This window comes from Escherichia sp. 10290 (genome assembly GCF_030295155.1).
In the GTDB taxonomy this organism is placed as follows: Bacteria; Pseudomonadota; Gammaproteobacteria; order Enterobacterales; family Enterobacteriaceae; genus Escherichia; species Escherichia coli_F.
The window spans coordinates 2,389,764-2,415,681 of sequence record NZ_AP025741.1; the positions used below are offsets into that span (position 1 = coordinate 2,389,764).

Annotated in this window: 25 protein-coding genes; 10 read left to right on the plus strand and 15 right to left on the minus strand. The window is 50.5% G+C overall.

What is annotated here, in order from left to right:
* Nucleotides 1-39: 39 nt before the first annotated feature.
* The 4 genes from htpX to msrC all read right to left on the minus strand — a co-directional run bounded on the left by htpX (nt 40) and on the right by msrC (nt 4,473).
* A complete protein-coding gene (gene htpX, locus QUE74_RS12110; RefSeq protein ID WP_000984517.1) occupies nt 40-921 on the minus strand; it encodes a protease HtpX in 882 nt (293 codons plus the stop codon).
* A 191-nt stretch (nt 922-1,112) separates the two neighbouring features.
* Entirely contained in the window at nt 1,113-3,161 is a 2,049-nt protein-coding gene (gene prc / locus QUE74_RS12115) for a carboxy terminal-processing peptidase (protein WP_001055790.1), read from the minus strand.
* 19 nt (nt 3,162-3,180) lie between these two features.
* Nucleotides 3,181-3,879 (minus strand): RNA chaperone ProQ, encoded by a 699-nt coding sequence (proQ, locus tag QUE74_RS12120; protein ID WP_000431384.1) that lies wholly within the window; start codon nt 3,877-3,879, stop codon nt 3,181-3,183.
* A 96-nt stretch (nt 3,880-3,975) separates the two neighbouring features.
* Nucleotides 3,976-4,473 (minus strand): free L-methionine (R)-S-oxide reductase MsrC, encoded by a 498-nt coding sequence (gene msrC / locus QUE74_RS12125; RefSeq protein WP_001043890.1) that lies wholly within the window; start codon nt 4,471-4,473, stop codon nt 3,976-3,978.
* 129 nt (nt 4,474-4,602) lie between these two features.
* On the opposite strand from msrC, the gene yebS reads away from it, so the two are divergent.
* The 5 genes from yebS (at nt 4,603) to QUE74_RS12150 (ending at nt 10,657) form a co-directional block, all read left to right on the plus strand.
* Complete coding sequence (gene yebS, locus QUE74_RS12130; RefSeq protein WP_001354731.1) at nt 4,603-5,886, plus strand: membrane integrity lipid transport subunit YebS; 1,284 nt, start codon at nt 4,603-4,605, stop codon at nt 5,884-5,886.
* On the plus strand, nt 5,855-8,488 hold the full coding sequence (gene yebT, locus QUE74_RS12135; protein WP_001360729.1) for a lipid-binding membrane homeostasis protein YebT: 2,634 nt from the start codon (nt 5,855-5,857) through the stop codon (nt 8,486-8,488). The genes yebS and yebT overlap by 32 nt, the downstream gene beginning before the upstream one ends.
* Nucleotides 8,489-8,567: 79 nt before the next feature.
* On the plus strand, nt 8,568-10,007 hold the full coding sequence (gene rsmF, locus QUE74_RS12140; RefSeq protein ID WP_000057031.1) for a 16S rRNA (cytosine(1407)-C(5))-methyltransferase RsmF: 1,440 nt from the start codon (nt 8,568-8,570) through the stop codon (nt 10,005-10,007).
* 117 nt (nt 10,008-10,124) lie between these two features.
* Nucleotides 10,125-10,361, plus strand: coding sequence for a YebV family protein (locus QUE74_RS12145; protein ID WP_001295499.1), 237 nt, complete (start codon nt 10,125-10,127; stop codon nt 10,359-10,361).
* Nucleotides 10,362-10,465: 104 nt separating this feature from the next.
* Nucleotides 10,466-10,657: a YdfD/YebW family protein gene (locus QUE74_RS12150; RefSeq protein WP_001296140.1), complete on the plus strand. Its 192-nt coding sequence runs from the start codon at nt 10,466-10,468 to the stop codon at nt 10,655-10,657.
* Here QUE74_RS12150 and pphA read toward each other — a convergent pair whose 3' ends face one another.
* The 4 genes from pphA to yobA all read right to left on the minus strand — a co-directional run bounded on the left by pphA (nt 10,658) and on the right by yobA (nt 13,313).
* Nucleotides 10,658-11,314: a protein-serine/threonine phosphatase gene (gene pphA / locus QUE74_RS12155; protein WP_000812715.1), complete on the minus strand. Its 657-nt coding sequence runs from the start codon at nt 11,312-11,314 to the stop codon at nt 10,658-10,660.
* Nucleotides 11,315-11,708: 394 nt separating this feature from the next.
* Nucleotides 11,709-12,050 carry a YebY family protein gene (locus QUE74_RS12160; protein WP_000976467.1) on the minus strand — a complete coding sequence of 114 codons (342 nt, stop codon included), beginning with the start codon at nt 12,048-12,050 and terminating at the stop codon, nt 11,709-11,711.
* Nucleotides 12,051-12,062: 12 nt separating this feature from the next.
* A complete protein-coding gene (gene copD, locus QUE74_RS12165; RefSeq protein ID WP_000879325.1) occupies nt 12,063-12,935 on the minus strand; it encodes a copper homeostasis membrane protein CopD in 873 nt (290 codons plus the stop codon).
* 3 nt (nt 12,936-12,938) lie between these two features.
* Nucleotides 12,939-13,313, minus strand: coding sequence for a CopC domain-containing protein YobA (gene yobA / locus QUE74_RS12170; RefSeq protein WP_000204695.1), 375 nt, complete (start codon nt 13,311-13,313; stop codon nt 12,939-12,941).
* Between the two features lie 138 nt (nt 13,314-13,451).
* Here yobA and holE point away from each other — a divergent pair, with 138 nt between their 5' ends.
* The 3 genes from holE (at nt 13,452) to exoX (ending at nt 15,126) form a co-directional block, all read left to right on the plus strand.
* The gene (gene holE / locus QUE74_RS12175; protein WP_000916763.1) at nt 13,452-13,682 is read left to right on the plus strand and encodes a DNA polymerase III subunit theta; all 231 of its coding nucleotides are present in this window, start codon (nt 13,452-13,454) and stop codon (nt 13,680-13,682) included.
* A 101-nt stretch (nt 13,683-13,783) separates the two neighbouring features.
* The gene (yobB, locus tag QUE74_RS12180; RefSeq protein ID WP_000011674.1) at nt 13,784-14,440 is read left to right on the plus strand and encodes a carbon-nitrogen hydrolase family protein YobB; all 657 of its coding nucleotides are present in this window, start codon (nt 13,784-13,786) and stop codon (nt 14,438-14,440) included.
* Nucleotides 14,441-14,463: 23 nt separating this feature from the next.
* Complete coding sequence (exoX, locus tag QUE74_RS12185) at nt 14,464-15,126, plus strand: exodeoxyribonuclease X (protein WP_000944256.1); 663 nt, start codon at nt 14,464-14,466, stop codon at nt 15,124-15,126.
* Here exoX and ptrB read toward each other — a convergent pair.
* From ptrB to yebG, 4 genes are all read right to left on the minus strand, one after another.
* Nucleotides 15,123-17,183: an oligopeptidase B gene (gene ptrB / locus QUE74_RS12190; protein ID WP_000936969.1), complete on the minus strand. Its 2,061-nt coding sequence runs from the start codon at nt 17,181-17,183 to the stop codon at nt 15,123-15,125. The genes exoX and ptrB overlap by 4 nt on opposite strands.
* A 208-nt stretch (nt 17,184-17,391) precedes the next feature.
* Nucleotides 17,392-18,051, minus strand: coding sequence for a tellurite resistance TerB family protein (locus QUE74_RS12195; RefSeq protein WP_000024743.1), 660 nt, complete (start codon nt 18,049-18,051; stop codon nt 17,392-17,394).
* Between the two features lie 326 nt (nt 18,052-18,377).
* Entirely contained in the window at nt 18,378-18,734 is a 357-nt protein-coding gene (gene yebF / locus QUE74_RS12200) for a protein YebF (protein WP_001295500.1), read from the minus strand.
* A 66-nt stretch (nt 18,735-18,800) separates the two neighbouring features.
* On the minus strand, nt 18,801-19,091 hold the full coding sequence (gene yebG, locus QUE74_RS12205) for a DNA damage-inducible protein YebG (protein WP_000257741.1): 291 nt from the start codon (nt 19,089-19,091) through the stop codon (nt 18,801-18,803).
* A 133-nt stretch (nt 19,092-19,224) separates the two neighbouring features.
* Here yebG and purT point away from each other — a divergent pair, with 133 nt between their 5' ends.
* The gene (purT, locus tag QUE74_RS12210) at nt 19,225-20,403 is read left to right on the plus strand and encodes a formate-dependent phosphoribosylglycinamide formyltransferase (RefSeq protein ID WP_000173500.1); all 1,179 of its coding nucleotides are present in this window, start codon (nt 19,225-19,227) and stop codon (nt 20,401-20,403) included.
* Nucleotides 20,404-20,457: 54 nt separating this feature from the next.
* Here purT and kdgA read toward each other — a convergent pair whose 3' ends face one another.
* From kdgA to zwf, 3 genes are all read right to left on the minus strand, one after another.
* Nucleotides 20,458-21,099 carry a bifunctional 4-hydroxy-2-oxoglutarate aldolase/2-dehydro-3-deoxy-phosphogluconate aldolase gene (gene kdgA / locus QUE74_RS12215; protein ID WP_000800525.1) on the minus strand — a complete coding sequence of 214 codons (642 nt, stop codon included), beginning with the start codon at nt 21,097-21,099 and terminating at the stop codon, nt 20,458-20,460.
* A gap of 36 nt (nt 21,100-21,135) precedes the next feature.
* Nucleotides 21,136-22,947: a phosphogluconate dehydratase gene (gene edd / locus QUE74_RS12220; protein WP_001069467.1), complete on the minus strand. Its 1,812-nt coding sequence runs from the start codon at nt 22,945-22,947 to the stop codon at nt 21,136-21,138.
* Nucleotides 22,948-23,181: 234 nt separating this feature from the next.
* Nucleotides 23,182-24,657 (minus strand): glucose-6-phosphate dehydrogenase, encoded by a 1,476-nt coding sequence (gene zwf / locus QUE74_RS12225; protein ID WP_000301730.1) that lies wholly within the window; start codon nt 24,655-24,657, stop codon nt 23,182-23,184.
* Between the two features lie 337 nt (nt 24,658-24,994).
* Between zwf and hexR the strand changes: the two genes are divergently transcribed.
* Entirely contained in the window at nt 24,995-25,864 is an 870-nt protein-coding gene (gene hexR / locus QUE74_RS12230; RefSeq protein WP_001056701.1) for a DNA-binding transcriptional regulator HexR, read from the plus strand.
* Nucleotides 25,865-25,918: the final 54 nt, after the last annotated feature.

Below are 25,918 nucleotides of genomic sequence, written 5' to 3' on the forward strand. Positions count from 1 at the left end.
CGCGTCGATCAGGACGCGCTTTTTAGTATTTACTTCATATTACTTCAGGTATTCACCCGTACGCAGAGCTTCAATACGTTTATCCAGCGGCGGGTGAGTCATGAACAACTCACTGAGCGATTTCGACTTCCCGTTAATACAGAAAGCCATCATGCTGGTTGCTTCTTGTGGTTCATAGCTGGTTTTCAGGCGTTGCAGCGCGGCAATCATTTTCTCACGACCAACCAGTTTTGCTGAACCCGCATCGGCGTGGAATTCACGGTGACGCGAGAACCACATGGTGATAATGCTCGCCAGAATACCAAACACCAGTTCCAGCACCGTCGCGACGGCAAAGTAGATCAGTGGGTTGCCGTTGCTCTCTTCACCTTCGTCACGGTTACCGCCCATGAAGCCAGCAGCCAACTGCGCCAGAATACGTGAAATAAAGATAACGAAGGTGTTCACCACGCCCTGAATCAGCGTCATGGTGACCATATCACCATTGGCGATGTGACTGATTTCGTGAGCAATTACCGCCTCAGCTTCATCCGGGCTCATGTTCTGCAGCAAACCGGTGCTGACAGCAACCAGAGAGGCATCACGGCGCGCACCGGTTGCAAAAGCGTTGATGTCCGGCGCATGGTAGATAGCCACTTGCGGCATAGCGATCCCCGCCTGACGAGCCTGGGTTGCTACAGTATTGACCAGCCAACGTTCCCTTTCGTTACGCGGTTGCTCGATCACTTCCCCGCCAACAGATCGTAATGCCATCCATTTGGACATCAGAAGCGAAACGAAGGAACCACCAAAACCGAACAGCAAGGCCATGATCATCAGCCCCTGAACGCTGCTCGACTGTATCCCTGTCAGGCTCAGTACCAGCCCGAAAACGACCATTACGGCCAGGTTCGTTAGCAGGAAGAGCGCGATTCGCATCATAATTTTCTTTTTACCTCAGTTTAACAAAACGCAATATGCGATACCCACATCGTATGGGTTACGCGACTATTTTCAAGTCTGGATAGTGCGTAAGTCACCAGAAAGACACAACTTTACATTTTGTAGCATCTGATTTACGGCATCTTGCCGCTGTTAAAAAATCAGGCACAATTTCTTGTGCCTGATTGATGTTACTTGACGGGAGCGGGTTGTTCCGCGGGTCTGGCTTTTTCAAGCTTCGCCAAATCGAGTGCGATATTCACCGTCTCATCCAGATAAGGATCCGGTTCCTGGTAATCTTTCGGTAGATCATCCAGCTTCTTCAACTCCGGTTTACCTTCGCGTTTAAAGCGTTCGTTCAAACGCGCCAGACGCGTCGCATCATCTTCATTATTCTCTTTCTCACGCACCGCGTAATTCAGAGAAACGATATTGCGCTTGTCCTTCATGGCGTTGAAGCGCGCGATATCCTTCATGATGTTCTGGAACTCAGGATCTTTCGCGATACGCGCATTATGCGCCTTCAGCAACTCCGGTTCAAAGGCCGTTAAATCGCCTGATTTCACATAGGTTGCAGCATCAATGCTATCCCACGGCAGCGCGTTATCTTCAAATTTCTCTCCCGTTTCCGTTTCTTCATTACCTGTCGGCATGATGATGTCTGGCGTTACGCCCTTACGTTGCGTACTGCCGCCGTTAACGCGATAGAATTTCTGGATCGTGTATTGAACAGAACCCAAAGCTGGCCATTCAGGACGTAACATCTGATCGTAAATACGGTTCAATGAACGGTACTGCTGGACAGTGCCTTTACCAAATGTCGGTTCACCCACAACCAGCGCACGACCGTAATCCTGCATTGCCGCAGCAAAGATTTCTGAAGCCGAAGCACTAAAGCGGTCAACCAGCACCACCAGCGGGCCTTTATAGAAGACCTGACCGTCGGTATCGCTGTCTTCACGAACTTTACCGTTGTTATCACGAACCTGAACAATCGGACCTGCAGGAATAAACAGGCCTGAAAGCGATACTGCCTCGGTCAACGCCCCACCGCCATTGCTACGCAGGTCGATGATCACACTGCTGACATTCTGTTTTTCCAGTTTCTGCAGTTGTACTTTGACATCATCTGTCAAACCCACATAGAAGCCAGGAATATCCAGCACGCCAACTTTCTCTTTACCGACGGTCTTCACCGACATTTTAACCGCGCGGTCTTCGAGGCGAATACGTTCACGGGTCAACGTTACAGTACGGGTCTTGGTCCCTTTACCGGCAGGTAAAATTTCCAGACGAACTTTACTGCCCTTCGGCCCTTTAATTAAGGCAACCACGTCATCAAGACGCCAGCCAATCACGTCAACCATCGGCTTGCCTGTTTGACCAACACCGACAATTTTGTCACCAACGCTGATAGCTTTACTCTTCGCTGCCGGGCCACCTGCCACCATCGAATTGATAACGGTGTAGTCATCATCCATTTGCAGCACTGCGCCAATACCTTCCAGCGACAAACTCATTTCAGTGTTGAACTGTTCGGTATTACGCGGGGAAAGATAGTTGGTATGCGGGTCTATTTCACGAGCAAACGCCGTCATTGCCAGCGAGAAAACATCTTCGCTGTTGGTTTGCGCCAGACGACGAATGGCAAATTTGTAGCGGCGAGTCAGGGTTTCACGAATTTCTTTATCCGTTTTTCCTGTCAGCTTCAGGCTTAACTCGTCGAATTTGACTTTACTGTCCCACAGCGCGTTCAACTCAGCCTCGTTTTTCGGCCATGGAGCTTTGCTGCGGTCAAGGTTATAAGTGTCGTTGCCGGTAAAATCCATCGGCTTTTCCAGTACCGACAAAGCGTACTGGTAACGTTCAAAACGGCGCTTTTGCGCCAAATTGTAGAGATCGTAGAAAACGTCGAGTTTGCCTGAACGCAGTTCATCACCCAACTCGGTTTTCTTTTTTGCGAACTGTTCAACATCGCTTGCCAGCAGCACGTTGTGGCTGTAATCGAGCAGATTAAGGTAGCGGTCAAAGATTTTAGCCGAAAATGCCTGATCGAGGTCGAACTGGCGATAATGAGAACGGGTGAAGCGCGACGTTACGCGCTCACTCACCGTCGCATGCTGCGTCTCTTCCTTTAACACCGGAATTTGATCAGCACGCGTGATATCTTCTACAGCGAAGGTCTGGCCTGCTATTGCAAGCAGGCCAGCTAACGCGGTAAGCCTAAAAAACATGTTCATGCCTGGCCCGGCCTCCGTTTCAGAACACCAGGTGTTCTGCGCGCACAATCAAAGACATACCCGAATTCAGTTGGACGCGGACGCCGTCTTTGGTGATTTCTAATACGGTGGCATCCATCGCGTTTTGACCCGCTTTCACCTTCAGGGCTTGTCCGACAGTCAGAGCTGAAATGTCGGAAACTGGGGTGTGCTGTTCTTCGCGAGGTGCTTTTGCTGTTTTTGGCGCTTTCTCTACCGGCTTTTGCGCACGTGGTTTACGCTCAGCGCCTTCTTTGCGGCGTGGCGTGGTCGAACGTGGCTTGCGTTCACGGCGCGGTGCGTCTTCTTTCTCACCAGCAGCTGTGGCAGCTTCGCGTTTTTTCGCTTGCTGCTCAGCACGCTGTGCTTGAACACGTGCTTTCGCTTCTTCAAGCTGCTTGCGAGCATGCTCTACATGTTGCTCGTCCAGCTCACCGCATGGGTTGCCGTCAAGATCGACACGCGTTGCGCCGGGTTTAACACCGTAAAGGTAACGCCAGCTCGAGGTATAGAGACGTAAAGCGGATCGCAATTGCGTTTTGCTCAGGTTCATTTCCCCGGCAACACGATCGACCAAATCCTGAAAAATACCGATTTTCAGCGGACGCGCTTCACCTTCCGCACTGAAACAGTGGGGAAAACGTTCGGCCAGAAACGCGATTACTTCTTTACTGCTATTCAACTTAGGTTGATTTTCCATGAAATTTCCTGATTACAACGGACGTAGCCAACAAGCGCAGGCATGAACAGGCGTCATTATAATGACGCCATCAGTAAATGCTACGTTATCCGTTGATTATCCTGCGACGCTCGCAAAGAATTTTTTGTAATCCGTCATTGCAAGCACCTTTTCAAGCTGTGCCACAAGCTGACGTAAGCCCTGCTCGTCCTCGTCTGTAAAGCGACCGAAGACGGTACTGTCGATATCGAGAACACCAATAATCTGATTTTTCACCACCAGCGGCAGGACAATTTCAGAATTACTTGCTGCATCACAGGCAATATGTCCGTCAAAAGCGTGAACATCCTCGATTCGCTGCACTTCATTACGGGCAACTGCAGTGCCACACACACCGCGCCCGACGGGGATGCGTACACAAGCAATTTTGCCCTGAAACGGTCCGAGAACCAACGTCTCGTCCTCAAGTAAATAAAAACCTGCCCAGTTTACGTCAGTGAGACGCTCATATAACAACGCACTGGTGTTAGCAAGCGTTGCCAGAAAACTGGTTTCTCCCGCCATCAGCGCGTTAAAGTCACGGTTTAAATCCGCGTAAAATTCTGTTTTGTTCATTATATAATCACTTGGTTGTCTTACCTGGAACTGCCAGCCTATTAAAATAAGCATTAAATGCGTTAATGCTCAAGATCATTCCCATCATGGGTTAAGATTAATGTTAATTCTTATTACATTTGGCACGTCATGGCTCTTAACACACCACAAATTACGCCGACAAAAAAGATAACAGTGAGGGCAATTGGCGAGGAACTGCCGCGTGGTGATTACCAACGTTGCCCGCAATGTGACATGCTGTTTAGCCTACCCGAGATAAACTCTCATCAAAGTGCCTATTGTCCGCGCTGTCAGGCAAAAATTCGTGACGGGCGCGACTGGTCGCTAACGCGCCTGGCAGCAATGGCATTCACCATGCTGTTGCTGATGCCGTTTGCCTGGGGCGAACCGCTGTTGCATATCTGGCTGTTAGGTATTCGTATTGACGCCAATGTCATGCAAGGCATCTGGCAAATGACCAAACAGGGCGATGCAATAACGGGGGCGATGGTCTTTTTTTGCGTTATTGGTGCCCCCCTTATTCTGGTGACCTCCATAGCTTATTTATGGTTTGGTAACCGACTGGGAATGAATCTACGCCCGGTACTGCTGATGCTTGAGCGATTGAAAGAGTGGGTGATGCTGGACATCTATCTGGTCGGTATTGGCGTTGCTTCTATAAAGGTGCAGGATTATGCGCACATTCAGGCGGGTATTGGTCTGTTCTCTTTTGTTGCATTAGTGATATTGACCACGGTGACGTTGTCACATCTTAATGTCGAGGAACTGTGGGCGCGATTTTATCCACAGCGCCCCGCTACGCGTAGGGACGAGAAACTTCGTGTCTGCCTGGGATGCCATTTTACCGGCTATCCCGATCAGCGTGGTCGCTGCCCGCGTTGCCATATCCCGCTACGCCTGCGTCGCCGTCATAGTCTGCAAAAGTGCTGGGCGGCGCTGTTAGCATCAATCGTGTTGTTGTTACCTGCCAACCTGTTACCTATTTCTATCATTTATCTGAATGGTGGCCGGCAGGAAGATACGATTCTTTCCGGGATTATGTCGCTGGCAAGTAGCAACATTGCGGTCGCCGGAATCGTGTTTATCGCCAGTATTCTGGTGCCATTTACCAAAGTGATCGTCATGTTCACTTTACTGTTGAGCATTCATTTTAAATGCCAGCAAGGTTTACGCACACGGATTCTGTTACTGCGGATGGTGACCTGGATCGGTCGCTGGTCGATGCTCGACCTGTTTGTCATATCTTTAACCATGTCGCTAATTAATCGCGATCAGATCCTCGCTTTTACTATGGGACCGGCTGCGTTTTATTTCGGCGCAGCGGTAATTTTGACTATTCTTGCTGTGGAATGGCTGGACAGCCGCTTACTTTGGGATGCACATGAGTCAGGAAACGCCCGCTTCGACGACTGAAGCGCAGATTAAAAATAAACGCCGTATCTCACCTTTCTGGCTGCTGCCGTTCATCGCGCTTATGATTGCCGGTTGGCTGATTTGGGACAGTTATCAGGATCGGGGTAATACCGTCACCATCGACTTTATGTCGGCGGACGGTATCGTCCCGGGCCGCACACCTGTTCGTTATCAGGGCGTTGAGGTCGGAACAGTGCAGGATATCAGCCTGAGCGACGATCTTCGTAAGATTGAAGTCAAAGTCAGCATCAAGTCCGATATGAAAGATGCGCTGCGCGAGGAGACACAGTTCTGGCTGGTGACGCCAAAAGCCTCGTTGGCAGGTGTCTCCGGGCTGGACGCCCTCGTCGGGGGTAACTATATCGGCATGATGCCGGGTAAAGGTAAAGAGCAGGATCACTTTGTCGCACTCGATACCCAACCGAAGTATCGGCTGGATAATGGCGATCTGATGATCCACCTGCAAGCCCCCGATCTCGGTTCACTGAACAGTGGTTCATTGGTATATTTCCGTAAGATCCCGGTGGGTAAAGTCTACGACTATGCCATCAATCCCAATAAGCAAGGCGTGGTGATTGATGTCCTGATCGAGCGGCGTTTTACCGATCTGGTGAAAAAAGGTAGCCGTTTCTGGAACGTTTCCGGCGTTGATGCCAACGTCAGTATCAGTGGCGCGAAGGTGAAACTGGAAAGTCTGGCGGCACTGGTTAACGGTGCGATTGCCTTCGATTCACCTGAAGAGTCGAAACCTGCCGAGGCGGAAGATACCTTTGGTCTGTATGAAGATCTCGCCCACAGCCAGCGTGGCGTAATAATAAAACTGGAACTGCCGAGTGGGGCCGGATTAACCGCCGACTCGACGCCGTTAATGTATCAGGGGCTGGAAGTCGGACAGCTGACTAAACTGGATTTAAATCCTGGTGGTAAAGTCACTGGGGAAATGACCGTTGATCCCAGCGTCGTCACGCTGTTACGGGAAAATACCCGCATCGAATTACGTAATCCAAAATTATCCCTTAGCGATGCTAATCTCAGTGCCTTGCTGACCGGCAAAACCTTCGAGTTGGTGCCGGGCGACGGTGAGCCACGTAAAGAGTTTATTGTTGTTCCTGGCGAAAAAGCCCTACTCCATGAGCCAGATGTTCTGACGCTGACCCTGACAGCACCAGAAAGTTACGGCATTGATGCTGGTCAGCCGCTCATTCTTCACGGCGTGCAGGTAGGCCAGGTTATTGATCGTAAACTCACCAGCAAAGGCGTCACCTTTACCGTCGCCATCGAGCCTCAGCATCGCGAACTGGTAAAAGGCGATAGCAAATTTGTCGTCAACAGCCGTGTCGACGTGAAGGTGGGGCTGGATGGCGTTGAATTTCTCGGTGCCAGCGCCTCAGAATGGATTAACGGCGGGATACGTATTCTGCCAGGCGATAAAGGCGAGATGAAAGCCAGCTATCCACTGTATGCCAATCTGGAAAAAGCACTGGAGAACAGCCTTAGCGATTTGCCCACCACAACCGTGAGTTTGAGTGCAGAGACATTGCCAGATGTGCAGGCAGGATCGGTAGTACTGTACCGTAAATTTGAAGTTGGTGAAGTTATTACTGTGCGTCCGCGAGCTAACGCGTTTGATATCGATCTGCATATTAAGCCGGAGTATCGCAACCTTCTGACCAGCAACAGCGTGTTCTGGGCAGAAGGTGGGGCGAAAGTTCAGCTAAATGGTAGTGGTCTGACTGTACAGGCATCCCCGCTCTCCAGAGCATTAAAGGGAGCTATTAGCTTCGATAACCTCAGCGGTGCCAGCGCCAGTCAGCGTAAAGGCGACAAGCGTATTCTGTATGCTTCCGAAACAGCGGCCCGTGCGGTTGGCGGGCAAATTACGCTTCACGCTTTCGATGCCGGAAAACTGGCGGTCGGGATGCCAATTCGCTATCTCGGTATTGATATCGGGCAAATCCAGACGCTGGATCTGATTACCGCGCGCAATGAAGTACAGGCAAAGGCGGTACTCTATCCGGAATATGTCCAGACCTTTGCACGCGGTGGTACACGCTTCTCAGTGGTCACACCGCAAATTTCGGCAGCTGGCGTTGAGCATCTTGATACTATCCTCCAGCCGTATATCAACGTCGAACCAGGCCGGGGCAATCCTCGCCGCGACTTTGAATTACAAGAGGCCACCATAACTGATTCGCGTTACCTGGATGGCTTAAGCATTATTGTTGAAGCGCCGGAAGCCGGTTCGTTAGGCATCGGTACGCCTGTGCTGTTCCGTGGTCTGGAAGTCGGTACGGTTACCGGAATGACGCTGGGGACATTGTCAGATCGCGTGATGATTGCGATGCGCATCAGTAAACGCTATCAACACCTGGTGCGTAACAATTCCGTCTTCTGGTTGGCATCGGGTTACAGTCTGGACTTTGGTCTGACGGGCGGCGTCGTGAAAACCGGCACCTTTAACCAGTTTATCCGTGGCGGCATCGCCTTCGCTACGCCTCCGGGTACGCCGCTGGCACCGAAAGCCCAGGAAGGCAAGCACTTCCTGTTGCAGGAAAGTGAACCGAAAGAGTGGCGTGAATGGGGAACAGCGCTTCCCAAATAATGCCCACTGCTCCGGCGTGCCTGCGCCGGAGCGTTTATGCTAAACTGCGCGCCTGTTTTTTTGCCAGTGGTACATGCTCGTGGCCCAACACACCGTTTATTTCCCGGACGCCTTTCTGACACAAATGCGCGAAGCAATGCCTTCGACGCTCTCATTTGATGATTTTCTTGCCGCCTGTCAGCGCCCGTTGCGCCGTAGTATTCGCGTTAATACGCTGAAAATCTCCGTTGCTGATTTCCTGCAATTAACCGCCCCTTATGGCTGGACGCTTACGCCAATTCCGTGGTGTGAAGAAGGTTTCTGGATTGAACGCAACGATGAAGATGCCTTGCCATTGGGTAGTACCGCCGAGCATTTAAGTGGCCTGTTTTATATTCAGGAAGCCAGTTCAATGTTGCCCGTCGCCGCCTTGTTTGCTGACGGTAATGCACCACAGCGGGTGATGGATGTCGCTGCCGCGCCCGGCTCCAAAACGACGCAAATTGCCGCGCGGATGAATAACGAAGGGGCGATCCTTGCCAATGAGTTTTCCGCCAGTCGGGTAAAAGTGTTACATGCCAATATCAGCCGCTGTGGCATCCGTAATGTTGCGCTCACGCATTTTGATGGCCGTGTATTTGGTGCGGCAGTGCCAGAAATGTTCGATGCCATTTTGCTGGACGCTCCCTGCTCCGGTGAAGGCGTGGTGCGTAAAGATCCCGATGCGCTAAAAAACTGGTCACCAGAAAGCAATCAGGAAATCGCAGCTACCCAACGGGAACTGATCGACAGCGCCTTTCATGCATTACGCCCTGGCGGTACGCTGGTTTACTCGACCTGTACCTTAAACCAGGAAGAAAATGAAGCCGTCTGCCGGTGGCTGAAAGAGACTTACCCCGACGCAGTAGAGTTTTTACCGCTTGGCGATCTCTTCCCTGGTGCAAATAAGGCGCTGACCGAAGAAGGCTTTTTGCATGTTTTCCCACAAATTTACGACTGCGAAGGCTTCTTCGTTGCTCGTCTGCGTAAAACTCAGGCGATCCCCGTCTTACCCGCCCCAAAATACAAAGTGGGCAATTTTCCGTTTAGCCCGGTGAAAGATCGCGAAGCCGGTCAAATTCGTCAGGCGGCTGCAAGTGTTGGCTTAAACTGGGATGGAAACCTGCGACTCTGGCAACGCGACAAAGAACTGTGGTTGTTCCCGGTGGGCATTGAAGCCTTGATCGGTAAAGTCCGATTTTCTCGGTTGGGGATTAAACTTGCCGAAACACATAATAAAGGTTATCGCTGGCAGCATGAAGCGGTTATTGCCCTTGCCTCCCCCGACAATGTGAACGCTTTTGAACTGACACCGCAGGAAGCGGAAGAATGGTATCGCGGGCGCGATGTTTACCCGCAAGCCGCGCCAGTAGCGGATGATGTATTGGTTACTTTCCAGCATCAGCCGATTGGTTTAGCCAAACGGATTGGTTCGCGACTGAAAAACAGCTACCCGCGTGAACTGGTGCGGGACGGGAAACTTTTTACAGGTAACGCCTGACAGCGCACAAAAAAAGCGCACTTTTTGACTGGCACATTCGGCTGCCTCAACTAGGCTGAAAAATGGTGCGATCGGACTGGTCGTACCACAACCGGCAGCTAAATGGAGAGCACGAAGATGAAAACCAGTGTGCGCATAGGCGCTTTTGAAATCGACGACGGCGAATTACACGGCGAATCGCCGGGTGATCGAACGTTAACCATTCCTTGTAAATCAGACCCCGATTTATGTATGCAACTGGATGCCTGGGATGCTGAAACCAGTATCCCTGCCCTGCTAAATGGCGAACACTCTGTCCTTTACCGTACCCGTTACGATCAACAATCTGATGCCTGGATTATGCGTCTTGCCTGATCCAAAAAGAACCCGTCGGCATGGCGGGTTATTTGTCCTGGTTATTCCCCCGTTGTAAAATCTCTCCTAAACTTAACGGTACGGCACCACACTTCGGGGATGAAATGTTCGCGCTGGTACTTTTTGTTTGCTACCTGGATGGCGGTTGTGAAGATATTGTTGTGGATGTCTACAACACGGAACAACAGTGTCTTTATTCTATGAGCGATCAACGGATCCGCCATGGCGGTTGTTTTCCGATTGAGGATTTTATAGATGGTTTCTGGCGACCTGCACAGGAGTACGGTGATTTTTAATTATTGCAATTGCACAAGAGTCAGTTCTCCCCCAAAGACAGCACCGGTATCAATATAATGTAGGTTGCCAATATCCACGCGATGGCGCAACGGTGTATGACCAAACCAGAAATGATCAGCACCTGTAATTCCCTGCCCTTTTTGGCCTTCACGTAATCGTGAGCGGCTCCACAAGACCTGATGCAAATCGACGTCCTTTTGCCATTCATAAACATCATCCGGATAATCGGCATGGGCAATAACATGTTTGCCGGTGCGACTGTGTACTTCAAGAATAAAGGGCAAATACTGACATTTTTCCAGCGCCGTTTTCGCTTGTTTCTGTTGATTATCTGCCAGCGCAATAAACCAGTCGCCGCCATTCATCAACCACAAAGACATCTGCTGGGATGCCAGCGCATCCATCGCCATCTGTTCATGATTGCCTCTTACCGCACGAACCCAACGTTGATCCAGTAACTGCAGACAGCGTAAACTTTGCGGCCCACGATCGATAACGTCTCCCACTGAGATAAGTAAATCTCGCCACGGATCAAAACGACAATGCCATAATTTGCGGCGCAACTGCTCAAGACATCCGTGTATATCACCTGAAAGCCAGATATGTCGCCATTGATGACCCGCAATTCTCTGATAAACGGGCGCAGGCTGTTTCATCAATATTTTCCTCCCGCGCTAAAGATCACATAATCTTAACAAGAATGTTAAAAAACGCTGGACTCAGACAGTAGAGTGTGTGTTATGGTTGACTATAAAGTCAGCGAAGGGAATGCTTCTGGCTTTTAACAGATAAAAAGAGACCGAACACGATTCCTGTATTCGGTCCAGGGAAATGGCTCTTGGGAGAGAGCCGTGCGCTAAAAGTTGGCATTAATGCAGGCTTAGTTGCCTTGCCCTTTAAGAATAGATGACGACGCCAGGTTTTCCAGTTTGCGTGCAAAATGGTCAATAAAAAGCGTGGTGGTCATCAGCTTAAATGTTAAAAACCGCCTGTTCTGGTGAAAGAACTGAGGCGGTTTTTTATTGGAAATCAAAAGGCTATTTTAGGTAATTAACAGAGTTTTTCAGCTCGCTCTATAAACGGTGCCAGACTCATTTTTTCACCTGGATTGTTAGGATCATCAATCTGAATCACCGAAATGGGCTGGGCATTGGTCTTCCCGCTGGCGACTTCCTTTTGTGCGATATCGTTCAAAGGATACTGCACGAGGGTACTCGGATTAATAACATACAACGCATGGCCCGGTCGGCATGTCAGCATCACCTCTTCGCGGTTAAATGCCCATTTGTCTTTACCCACTTCAAAACGACTGACGGTAATCACCTGCGGTGCCGCCAGCGCCGCTGCAGAACTGGTGAGTAACAGAAACGCCAGAATACTTTTTTTCATCATTTTCGTAATCCATCAAAAAGGTTCGAGAGTCGCAAGCAGGCTGATGATCACCAGCACTACCGCACCTATCGCCCATTCGAGTTTAGTCATCCACACAAACCAGGGAGCCGCACGATTTTCATCCTGCCTCATGCGCGGTACAAGAACATAACGATTAGCCAGCGCGATGACCACCATAATCATCACCAGGATGGCTTTGAGCAATAAGAGTTGGCCCCAGTAAGTCGTAAGCGTGGGGGGAAATCTGGTAATCAACAATGCATTAAGCACGCCGCTTGCCAGTACGCCGATCACCGCAAAATGCCCGCACCAGGAAAAACGCATCAGCGCCTGAATAGCCTGGTGTCGCCAACGGCCTTTGATGAGTTGCATACACCAGAGCACCGGAAGTAATCCTCCAAACCACGCCGCCGCACAGATCAGGTGAATCGCGTGATTAGTCTGATGGATTTTCGCCGTTACCCCTTCATTCAGCGTCGCATGCCCGACTCCCGCCAGCAGAATAAATTGCGCGGTAGTGAGCATAAACAGCAAACGTGGCATATTCCGCGGTTGCATAAGGGCGACGATCAACGTTACGAGGGCGAGAACAATTTGCCATAACCAGACGCCACCAAACTGCGTTTGCAAAACAGCCTGCCAAATGTTTGGCGAAAATACATCTGACCATCCCGTTCCCATCAACCCGCCCTGAACGGCGAGCATTGCAGTGGCACTGATCAAACTCCAGACGGCAGCGTGCTGTTGTAAACGCAGAAAACGCTTCGTCAGCAAGCGACGAATCGTTAAGGGGGCCAGCCAGGCACCGTACATTGCGAAGCCAAAAACCAGCATCAGCGAGGTGAAATGGATAAATCGCAGCGCGATCCAGGTAAACGCCAGCATGATTTATTTCACGCTAAAGGTGTAGTGCCCTTTCGTTTTATGCCCGTCCACCGAAACAACATGCCAGTCAACGGTGTAGGTTCCGGGTTTCAGCGAATCGGCCAGTGGAACAATCAGTTGCTTTTGGTCCTGCTCATTCCGCTTCGCCGGTAATGTTTTAATATTTTCGTTTTTTGGCCCCGTGATTTTTGCACCACTGAATCCTGTTTCAACGCCTTCCGAGAAGTTTAAAGTGATTGCCTGCGGGGCAGCTGTCACTTGCGCGTTTGCCGCAGGATACTGATGCGTTAAATGCGCATGTGCCCAGACGGAAGGTGTCACCAACGTAGTGGTCAGGATTGCCAGCGCGTAGCGAAAGGAGCGTGCAGTTGAAGTCATATTATCTATTCCTTTTTGTAATAACTTTTTTACAGAGCATAACCTTGTCTAATGTCTGAGTCGAGGATCATCAATTCCGGCTTGCCATCCAGGCTCACTCTTAGTAACTTTTGCCCGCGAATGATGAGGAGATTAAGAATGCTGAAGAATCTGGCTAAACTGGATCAAACAGAAATGGATAAAGTGAATGTCGATTTGGCGGCAGCCGGGGTGGCATTTAAAGAACGCTACAATATGCCGGTGATCGCTGAAGCGGTTGAACGTGAACAGCCTGAACATTTGCGCAGCTGGTTTCGCGAGCGGCTTATCGCCCACCGTTTGGCTTCGGTCAATCTGTCACGTTTACCTTACGAGCCCAAACTTAAATAAAACTTATACAGAGTTACACTTTCTTACATAACGCCTGCTAAATTATGAGTATTTTCTAAACCGCACCCATAATTTACAGTCATTTTGAAAAGGAAGTCATTATGTCGTTCTGGAAAGTCGCAGCAGCGCAATATGAGCCTCGTACAACCTCACTGACTGAACAGGTAGCTCATCATCTGGAGTTTGTGAGGGCCGCCGCCAGGCAACAATGTCAGCTGTTAGTTTTTCCATCGCTTTCTTTACTGGGGTGTGATTATTCGCGACGTGCCCTTCCTGCCCCACCCGATCTCTCGCTGTTAGACCCGCTTTGTTATGCTGCAACGACCTGGCGAATGACCATCATTGCCGGCCTTCCCGTTGAATATAACGATCGCTTTATTCGTGGAATTGCGGTGTTCGCACCGTGGCGAAAAACGCCAGGGATCTACCATCAGAGTCATGGTGCATGTCTGGGCCGTCGTTCCAGAACCATCACGGTGGTCGATGAACAACCGCAAGGTATGGATATGGATCCGACCTGTTCACTATTTACGACAGGGCAATGTCTGGGGGAACCCGACCTGCTGGCGTCGACCCGCCGCTTACAATTTTTTTCACATCAGTACTCAATTGCCGTGCTGATGGCAAATGCCCGTGGTAACAGTGCACTATGGGATGAACATGGTCGTCTCATCGTTCGCGCCGATCGTGGTTCATTATTGTTAGTCGGTCAGCGTTCATCACAGGGTTGGCAAGGCGATATCATTCCATTACGCTAGGCTTTTTCGGCCTGGAGCATGCCATGTTGCGCATTATCGATACAGAAACCTGCGGTTTGCAGGGAGGGATCGTTGAGATTGCCTCTGTTGATGTCATTGACGGAAAAATCGTCAACCCCATGAGCCACCTGGTGCGCCCCGATCGTCCTATTAGTCCACAGGCGATGGCGATTCATCGCATCACCGAAGCCATGGTCGCCGATAAACCGTGGATTGAAGATGTGATCCCGCACTATTACGGTAGTGAATGGTATGTCGCGCACAACGCCAGCTTTGACCGCCGCGTACTGCCTGAGATGCCCGGTGAGTGGATTTGCACTATGAAACTGGCCCGTCGTCTGTGGCCAGGGATCAAGTACAGCAATATGGCGTTATATAAAACACGGAAGCTCAATGTACAGACGCCGCCGGGCCTGCATCATCACCGCGCGTTGTATGACTGTTATATCACCGCTGCGTTGCTTATCGATATTATGAACACCTCCGGCTGGACGGCAGAACAGATGGCCGATATCACCGGACGTCCATCGTTGATGACGACCTTCACCTTTGGCAAATACCGTGGCAAAGCGGTTTCCGACGTTGCCGAACGCGATCCGGGCTATCTGCGCTGGTTATTTAATAACCTGGACAGCATGAGCCCGGAACTGCGTTTAACACTGAAGCATTATCTGGAAAATACTTAATCTGCTGGCGTAGCGGGTAATGTTCCCTGCGCCAGCGCGACCAGAAAAGCATATTCCATCGCTACGCCTTCGTACGATTTAAAGCGACCAGATTTACCGCCATGGCCTGAGTCCATGTCGGTACAGAGCAATAAAAGATGGTTATCGGTTTTCAGCTCGCGCAATTTAGCGACCCATTTTGCCGGTTCCCAATATTGCACCTGAGAATCGTGTAAACCGGTCGTTACCAGTAAATGCGGATAAGCCTGTGCGGTGACGTTGTCATAGGGGCTGTAGCTTTTCATGTACTCGTAATATTGCGGATCCTGCGGATTCCCCCACTCTTCGAATTCGCCGGTGGTAAGAGGAATTGATTCATCAAGCATTGTTGTTACAACATCAACAAACGGTACCTGGGCGATAACGCCGTGGAACAATTCCGGGCGTTGATTAATTGCAACGCCCATCAACATGCCCCCCGCACTCCCGCCCATCGCATAACAGAGCGAAGGAGAGCCATAGCCCAGTTTTAACAATGCATCGCAGGCATCAAGATAATCATTAAACGTATTTTTCTTCTTCAGAAATTTTCCGTCTTCGTACCATTGTTGCCCCAGCTCACCACCGCCGCGAACATGGACAATGGCGTAGACAAATCCACGATCCAACAAACTCAAGCGGCTAAAACTGAAATCGGCATCAATACTTGCGCCGTAAGAACCGTAGCCATACACCAGTAGCGGGTTGTGTCCTTTGCGAAAATGTTTGCGATGATAAACCAGCGAAACCGGGACTTCGACGCCATCACGGGCGACTATCCACAGGTGTTCACTGCGGTAATTCGCCGCATCAAAACCGGGAACTTCCGTTTGTTTTAATACACGACGCTCACCGGTATCCATATCCAGTTCAAACAAAGTATCTGGTGTGGTCATGGAAGAATAACCATAACGCAATCGAGCGGTTTCAGGTTCTGGATTGTAGGCAATCCAGGTCACATAGGCCGGATCATCAAATGCAATGCCAATGACTTCCCGGGTCTTGCGGTTGATTTGGCGCAAACTGGTTAACCCGCGCTGACGCTCTTCAACCACCAGCCAGTCGGTAAACAGCGTAAACCCTTCCAGCATAATGTTATCGCGTGGCGGAATTAACTCTTCCCACTGTTGTTCATCACGCATACGGGTACGGTATAAGCCAAAGTTTTTACCATTTCGGTTGGAACGCAGATAAAACCGCTGCTGGTAGTGATCAAGGCTGTATTCGTGATCTTTGCGGCGTGGCAGAAAAACAAACGGCTCAGCATCGGCCATTTCCGCGTCCAGCAGGCGAACTTCACTGGTGGTGGCGCTGGCCAGATGAATGACTACATAGTGCTTCGAGGTCGTTTTATGCAGGCTGACGTAATAGGTATCGTCTTTTTCTTCGTAAATCAGTTTATCGTGCGATGCCGGCGTACCGATGGCGTGACGCCAGACCTGATAAGGCAGCAGTGTCACCGGATGCTTACGTACGTAGTAAAACGTCCAGGAGTCATTCGCCCAGACAAAGCTGGGTTCAACGTTATCCAGCAGTTCCGGATACCAGTTACCTGTTTCCAGATTACGAAAACGAATGCCGTACTGGCGTCGGGAAAGAAAATCTTCTGCCAGTGCCATAATGGTGTTATCGGGCGTAATCGCCATTCCGCCCATCGAATAAAACTCACTGTGTGCCGCGCGCTTGTTGGCATCGAGCAATGTTTCCCACTCATCCCACTCTTCGCTGAACACCGATTGACGCTGGTAGATAGCATATTCACAGCCTGGTTCATAAATATGCCGATAGCGGTAGCCATTTTTGATGTAGGGAGCAGAAACTTCTCTTTGCGGAATGCGGTCGATGATTTCCTTTAAGATGCGATCCTGTAAGGCTTGTTGCGAGGCCATCACCCGATGACCGTAACTATTTTCTTGCTGCAGGTAGTCCAGGACTTCCGGCTGAGAACGCGTATCGTCCCGCAGCCAGTAGTAATTATCGATGCGCGTATCGCCATGAAGCGTCATGGCGTGGGGAATGCGAGCGGCTTTTGGTAGCATGTTATTGTTCTTTCTGGTTGAAACATCTTATAAGGGTGGCAAAACTCACCGGGGATGCAAGCGAAACAGGGGAGTCATTGCTTAGATGATGACAGGTAATGGCGCGGATATCGAATGTTATGCAGACAGAGAAAATCAGCCTGCTCAAATGGCTGTGCGGTTCTGGATAGCCCGAAATAGTCAACTTCAGGCTATCCAGAGAGCGGAATTATTCCGCCAAAGTACGTTTTTGCTGTTCGAGATCGCGTTCAATACCTTCACGAACATCCTGGGGGATTTTCAGCGCGTCACCCAGGGCATTCAGGTAACTGCGTTCCATAAAATGGTCAATATCAATAGCCGCGCAGCTCAGGAAATAGATTTCCAGCGCCTCTTCTTCATTACGAACCCCGGTAGCCAGGCGTTGTGGATCCAGCGGTTGTTCTATTGCCTGCTCAATGAGTACACGCCCCTGCTCTTCCACGCCGGCTTCACGCAATTGCTGGTCGATTGCCGCACGTTCTTTGGCATCAATATGACCATCACTTTTAGCGGCAAAGACCAGCGCAAGGATCAAACGTGCCGTACGCTCATCCAGCGGCGTACTTTGCGCGCCAAACTGCGGTTCGTCCTGATGCGCCGCGCGAATTTTATCTTTGTATTTATTCCACAGCACCGTACCCGCTACCGCTCCGCCGCCAAGCAGCAACGCGTTGGTGCCATATTTCGTAAGAAGTTTACGTGCTGATTTATTTGCGACCAGCAGCCCAGCCAGTCCGCCTAATGCGCCAGGCACTAAAAGTTTGCCCAATCCCTGATCCGCAGACGAGGAGGTAGAAGAACTGCTTTGCCCAAGCAGGGATTGCAGTTGATTTAACCAGTTAGCCATATTTGCTCCTCAATAACCATTTTTAGTGCCTGTAGCATAGCGGATGAGGATGTCAGAAAATGTATATCGAGACAAAAGATGCGCAAATAAGCGGGTCGGCAGGCCGTTATTCAAAGAAATTCGCGCCAGGTAAGGTGTTCACTGTATATCAGGTGATAAGGGTATTTTAGGTGAACGTAATTTGACGTTTTGAGTGGCATTGTTTGATGCTGATTGCCCGATGCGACGCTGTTGCGTCTTCCCAGGCCTACGATTGAGGTGCCTTGTAGGGCGGACCAGGCACTCGCGCCGCATCCGCCGACGGTCAATCGAATTATCAGAGGCCATTAACGCCGCTGATATTCCGCCATTCCCGCTTTGCAGTCCACGCTGACCTGGTAATGAATATCGGCACTTTTACCACGCACGGTTAGCGGTACTGACCATTTATCATCTTTACCCTGAATGTCCTGCAAACTGACCCATGCCACAGGATCGGCCTGACCGACAATTTTTTGATCATCTGCCCAGCGCGCCACGCGATTTTGTTGATAATCACGTTTTACGCTCGCGGCAATTCCGGCAGCATCCAGACCTTCACACTTTGGGAAAGTGACCGACTTGCTGGTTTCATTATTGGCAGCGAAAACTGATGCGCAGGCAGAAACCAACAACAGCCCTAAAAACGCCCCTCTTTTTTTCATGTTTTTCTCCATAGCACAATGATTCAGGAGAAAGCATGGTACAAATTGTCAGGAGCGCAAGTTGCTTTAGGCCGCGTGTGAGGTATCTTCCTCTTCGGATTCAGCACCGACGACCTGTGGGGACGGTAATTTGCCGGTTTTCAGAATGGTGCTCAGCACATCTTTTTGTTCTGCCAGCCATAGCGAAAGGGCTTCACGTTGCTCGTCTTCCATTTGCACTGGAGAATTTGTCAGCCAGGTGTCAAGCAGATCCGCCGTATCAAGCATTTTGTCATAAGCATCGGCTTCCTTTTTGCTGGTAAACGACATTTTCTCTTCGCCCTCACGAATGACTACGTATTTAACTTCAACCGCCATTTGCAGCCTCTCATAATAACTGTGATTTTATACAGTATATTTCTTCTCGATTGGGAAATCAACATCAACAATAAAGACACGCGCAAACGTTTTCGTTTATACTGCGCGCGGAATTAATCAGGGGATATTCGTTATGACGTTATTAGGCACTGCGCTGCGTCCGGCAGCAACTCGCGTGATGTTATTAGGCTCCGGTGAACTGGGTAAAGAAGTGGCCATCGAGTGTCAGCGTCTCGGTGTCGAGGTGATTGCCGTCGATCGCTATGCCGACGCACCAGCCATGCATGTCGCGCATCGCTCCCATGTCATTAATATGCTTGATGGTGATGCATTACGCCGTGTGGTTGAACTGGAAAAACCACATTATATCGTGCCGGAGATCGAAGCTATTGCCACCGATATGCTGATCCAGCTTGAAAAGGAAGGACGGAATGTTGTCCCCTGCGCTCGCGCAACGAAATTAACGATGAATCGCGAGGGTATCCGTCGCCTGGCGGCAGAAGAACTGCAGCTACCCACTTCAACTTATCGTTTTGCCGATAGTGAAAGTCTTTTCCGCGAAGCAGTTGCCGCTATTGGCTATCCCTGCATAGTTAAACCGGTAATGAGCTCTTCCGGCAAAGGGCAGACGTTTATTCGTTCCGCCGAGCAGCTTACACATGCGTGGGAATACGCTCAGCAAGGTGGACGCGCCGGAGCGGGCCGCGTGATTGTTGAAGGCGTCGTTAAGTTTGACTTCGAAATTACCCTGCTAACCGTCAGCGCAGTGGATGGCGTCCATTTCTGTGCACCGGTAGGTCATCGCCAGGAAGATGGCGACTATCGTGAATCCTGGCAACCGCAGCAAATGAGTCAGCTGGCTCTGAAACGTGCGCAGGAGATTGCCCGCAAAGTAGTACTGGCACTGGGCGGTTATGGTCTGTTTGGTGTCGAGCTGTTTGTCTGTGGTGATGAGGTGATTTTCAGTGAGGTCTCCCCTCGCCCGCATGACACCGGGATGGTGACGTTAATTTCTCAGGATCTCTCGGAATTTGCCCTGCATGTGCGTGCTTTCCTCGGACTTCCGGTTGGCGGGATCCGCCAGTATGGCCCTGCAGCTTCTGCCGTTATCCTGCCACAACTGACCAGTCAGAATGTCACGTTTGATAATGTGCAGAATGCCGTAGGGGCAGGTTTGCAGATTCGTTTATTTGGTAAGCCGGAAATTGATGGCAGCCGTCGTCTGGGTGTAGCGCTGGCGACCGCTGAGAGTGTTGATGAAGCGATTGAGCGCGCAAAGCACGCCGCAGCACAGGTAAAAGTACAAGCTTAACCCCGGCGAAAAACGCTACAAAAATGCCCGATTCACGATCGGGCATTTTGACTTTTATAGCTTAGCGCCTTCTACAGCTTCACGCGCCAGCTTAGTAATGCGGTCGTAATCGCCCGCTTCCAGCGCATCTGCCGGAACCAGCCAGGAACCACCGATGCAGAGCACGCTTTTCAGCGCCAGGTAGTCACGGTAGTTAGCCGGAGAAATACCACCTGTCGGGCAGAAACGGACCTGGGAGAACGGACCCGCGATCGCCTGCAGGGCTTTCACGCCGCCGTTAGCTTCAGCCGGGAAGAATTTGAACTCTTTCAAACCGTAGTCCATACCCAGCATCAGTTCGGAAACAGTGCTGATCCCCGGAATCAGAGGAATAGTCCCTTCGGTAGCAGCTTTCAGCAGCGGCTCGGTAAGACCCGGGCTAATTGCGAACTGTGCACCCGCTTCGGTGACTTCTGCAAGCTGCTGTGGATTCAGCACCGTACCGGCACCCACAATCGCTTCAGGCACTTCTTTGGCGATAGCACGGATAGCGTCAACTGCACACTCGGTACGCAGAGTCACTTCCAGAACGCGCACCCCACCAGAAACCAACGCTTTTGCCATCGGCACCGCGTGTTCCAGTTTTTTTACCACGATAACCGGTACAACCGGGCCGGTGGTGAGGATTGATTCTGCACTTGTTTTCCAGTTTTTCATCAGAGTTTTCTCTCGCCTGATTACAAATTTGTCGTCTTAAAAAGTGATACAGGTTGCGCCCTGTTCGGCACCGGACAGTTTTTCGCGCAAGGCGCTGAATAATTCACGTCCTGTTCCCACGCGTGACGCGCTCAGGTCAGGAATGTGTGGTTCGCGAGCAGCCAGTTCCGCTTCGTCTACCAGCAGCGTCAGTTCGCCTGTCTGTCCATTCACACGAATGATGTCCCCGTCGCGCACTTTTGCCAGCAGCCCGCCATCGTAGGCTTCTGGTGTTACGTGGATAGCTGACGGCACTTTACCTGAAGCGCCGGAGAGTCGTCCATCGGTAACTAACGCAATTTTGAAACACCGGTCCAATAATACACCAAGTGGCGGCATGAGTTTATGTAATTCTGGCATTCCGTTCGCTTTTGGCCCCTGATGACGGACAACAACGACACAATCACGGTCCAGCAAACCCGCTTCAAAGGCCGGCATAACGTCATGCTGGCTTTCAAAAACAACCGCAGGCGCTTCAATCACCTGGTTCTCAACCGGCACGGCAGAGGTTTTCATAACCGCGCGGCCCAGGTTACCGCTTAACACTTTTGTCCCACCATGATGAGAGAAAGGTTGTTCGAAGGAAGCGATCACATTGCTGTCGAGTGATTTTTCCGCCCCTTCCCGCCAGTCCAGTTCACCATTATTCAGCCATGGTTCAAGGGTATAACGAGACAGACCAAAGCCTGCCACCGTATTGACATCTTCATGCAGCAGGCCTGCTTTGAGCAGTTCACGCACCAGAACCGGTACGCCACCTGCCGCCTGGAAGTGGTTAATATCGGCCGGACCGTTCGGGTAGAGACGTGCCATCAGCGGTACAACATCAGAAAGGTCAGAGAAGTCATCCCAGTTAATCTGAATACCAGCCGCGCGCGCCATCGCCACCAGGTGCATGGTGTGGTTAGTGGAACCACCGGTCGCCAGCAGTGCAACAATACCGTTCACCACCACTTTCTCATCGATCATCTTACCGATCGGCATCCATTCATTACCATTGCCGGTCATGCGTGTAACCTGGCGCGCAGCTGCAGCGGTCAAAGCATCGCGCAGCGGGGAGTCCGGATGAACAAAAGAAGAGCCCGGCAACTGCATCCCCATAAACTCCACCACCATCTGATTCGTATTGGCGGTACCGTAGAAAGTACATGTCCCTGGAGCATGATAAGACGCAGCTTCTGACTCCAGCAGCGCCATGCGGTCCACTTTACCTTCAGCATAAAGCTGGCGAATACGCACTTTTTCTTTATTTGGCAAACCGCTTGCCATCGGACCTGACGGCACAAACACCGCAGGCAAATGCCCAAACGACAGGGCTGCCATCGTCAGACCCGGAACAATCTTGTCGCACACACCGAGGAACAGCGCACCATCAAACATGTTATGGGACAGCCCCACCGCCGCAGACATCGCAATCACTTCGCGGCTTAACAGCGACAATTCCATTCCATCCTGCCCCTGGGTGACACCATCACACATCGCCGGAACACCGCCCGCAACCTGACCAACCGCATTCGCTTCATGCAGGGCTTTACGAATGATTTCTGGATAGTGTTCATAAGGCTGGTGTGCGGAGAGCATGTCGTTATAGGAAGTGATGATGGCGATATTGTTACGCAACATGCTTTTCAAAGAGGCTTTGTCTTCTGGCTGGCAGGCAGCGAAACCGTGTGCCAGGTTACCACATGCCAACTGCGAACGATGAACGGTCGAAGTTTTCGCTTGTTCTATCCGGGCGAGGTAAGCAGAGCGAGTCTCGCGCGAACGTTCAATGATTCGATTTGTTACGCGTAACAATTGTGGATTCATAAAGGCTCCTGAAATTGAGTTGTCAGAGCAGGATGATTCACAACGCGTTTCATTCAGAGGATTTATGACTGAAACGCCTGTAACCGGAGCTCATAGGGCAAAAACGTTTCAGTCAGTGTAATAAAAAAAGCCTCGTGGGTGAATCCACACGAGGCCTGAAAGTGTAAAAATTGTTCTACAATCTGTGCAAGATCATGTTACCGGTAAAATAACCATAAAGGATGAGTGCAGATATTACTCAAACTCATTCCAGGAACGGCCATCACGAGTAATCATCGCCACCGAGGCAACCGGTCCCCAGGTTCCGGCCTGATAGGGTTTCGGCGCATCATTGTCCATCGCCCACGCCTCAGTAATGGAGTCCACCCATTTCCAGGCTTCTTCTACTTCATCACGACGTACAAACAGTGCCTGAATACCACGCATGGTTTCCAGCAGCAGACGTTCATAGGCATCTGCTAAATGCGTCTGATTAAAGGTTTCTGAATAGCTCAAGTCCAGCTTGGTGATTTGCAGGTTATGTTTGTGGTCAAGGCCAGGAACTTTATTCAGTACCTGGATATCCACGCCTTCATCAGGTTGTAGACGGATAGTCAGTTTATTCTGAGGCAAATCCTGCCACGACTCTTTGAACAGATTCAGTTCAGGTGTTTTGAAATAGACCACAACTTCAGAGCATTTGGTCGGCAGGCGTTTACCAGTACGCAGGTAGAATGGCACACCGGCCCAGCGCCAGTTGTCGATATCGACGCGGATCGCCACGAAGGTTTCTGTATTGCTGCTCTTGTTCGCGCCCTCTTCTTCCAGGTAGCCCGGAACTTTTTTGCCCTGGGCGAAGCCCGCTGTGTATTGCCCACGGACGGTTTTTTCGCGTACGTTGGAGCGATCGATGCGGCGCAGAGACTTCAGTACTTTCACTTTTTCATCGCGGATACTGTCTGCACTCAGATCAGACGGTGGAGACATCGCAATCATGCAGAGAATTTGTAGCAGGTGATTCTGGATCATGTCGCGCATCTGACCGGCTTTATCAAAATAGCCCCAGCGACCTTCGATCCCCACTTCTTCTGCCACGGTAATCTCAACATGGTCAATGGTGCGATTATCCCAGTTGTTCACAAATAGAGAGTTAGCAAAACGCAGCGCCAACAGGTTCAGCACCGTTTCTTTACCAAGGTAATGGTCGATACGGTATACCTGGCACTCCTCAAAATATTCACCAACTTGATCGTTGATTTCCCGCGAGGTCGCCAGCGACGTCCCCAGCGGTTTCTCCATAACTACGCGTGCCGGTTTAGCATTCAGTTTTGCCTCGCCAAGCCCTTTGCAGATTGCACCAAAAGTGCTGGGCGGCATGGCAAAGTAGTTAATGGTGATACGATTTTTTTGATCCAGCATCGCGCCGAGACGGCTGAATGCAGCTGTGTCATTGACATCGAGATTACAAAAATCCAGACGTGCACTCAGGGTGTCCCATAAACCTTCATCAATGGTTTCTTTCATGAAAGTTTCGAGTGCCTCGCGGACAACTTTGGTATATGCCGCTTTATCCCAGTCAGCACGCCCTACGCCGATAATCCGGGTGTCCGGGTTGAGCTGACCGGCTTTTTCCAGTTGATACAGGGAAGGCAGCAATTTACGACGCGCAAGGTCGCCTTTCGCGCCGAAAATGACCAGGTCACAGGCCTGGGCTGTTTGCGTTACCGCCATGTCATTCTCCTTAAGTTAACTAACCCGGTACTTAAGCCAGGGTATACTTGTAATTTTCTTACGGTGCACTGTACTGCTTTTACGAGCTTGCGAAAACTGTAAACGCTTATCCACCCGTGCGATTACAGTAAAAGCGCGCAAAGTGCGGCAAAACTGATAAAAAAATCATCGTTTTCCATTGGGTAAAAATCTGACACTGATCATGTTATGAAAAAAAATAACAACTTTTTTATCTGCTTTTGTCATTAACACAGCACACAGGCGTAATATCTGACAAAACTGCATTTCGATTTCTTTCAGTGCGGAAATCGTCATTACCCGTGAGTCTCTTTACATCATGAATATGCTGGAAAAAATCCAGTCTCAGCTGGAACATTTGAGCAAATCAGAGCGCAAAGTTGCCGAGGTCATTCTGGCTTCGCCCGATAACGCGATCCATTCGAGTATTGCTGCTCTGGCGCTGGAGGCCAATGTTAGTGAACCGACGGTGAATCGTTTCTGTCGCAGTATGGACACGCGCGGTTTTCCTGATTTTAAACTGCATCTGGCACAAAGTCTGGCGAATGGCACCCCCTATGTTAATCGCAACGTCAATGAAGATGACAGCGTTGAATCATACACGGGGAAAATATTTGAGTCGGCAATGGCGACGCTCGATCATGTCCGTCATTCACTGGATAAATCTGCCGTCAACCGCGCCGTCGACTTGCTCACTCAGGCCAAAAAAATCGCGTTTTTTGGATTAGGCTCTTCTGCCGCCGTTGCCCACGATGCGATGAATAAGTTCTTTCGTTTTAATGTTCCGGTGGTGTACTCCGATGATATCGTGCTGCAACGCATGAGTTGTATGAATTGTAGCGACGGAGACGTGGTGGTGCTGATTTCTCACACTGGAAGAACAAAAAATCTGGTCGAGTTGGCGCAGTTGGCACGCGAAAACGACGCCATGGTGATTGCCCTCACCTCTGCGGGTACCCCGCTCGCCCGGGAAGCAACGCTGGCAATTACCCTCGATGTACCGGAAGATACTGACATTTATATGCCCATGGTTTCTCGACTTGCACAGCTGACCGTGATAGATGTGCTGGCAACAGGTTTTACTTTGCGACGCGGTGCAAAATTCAGAGATAACTTGAAGCGGGTCAAGGAAGCGCTGAAGGAATCGCGTTTTGATAAGCAGTTACTTAATTTAAGTGACGATCGGTAAAAACGACTGTCACTGTTCTAATCTTATACGACATCCGAATGAGATTACTTTATC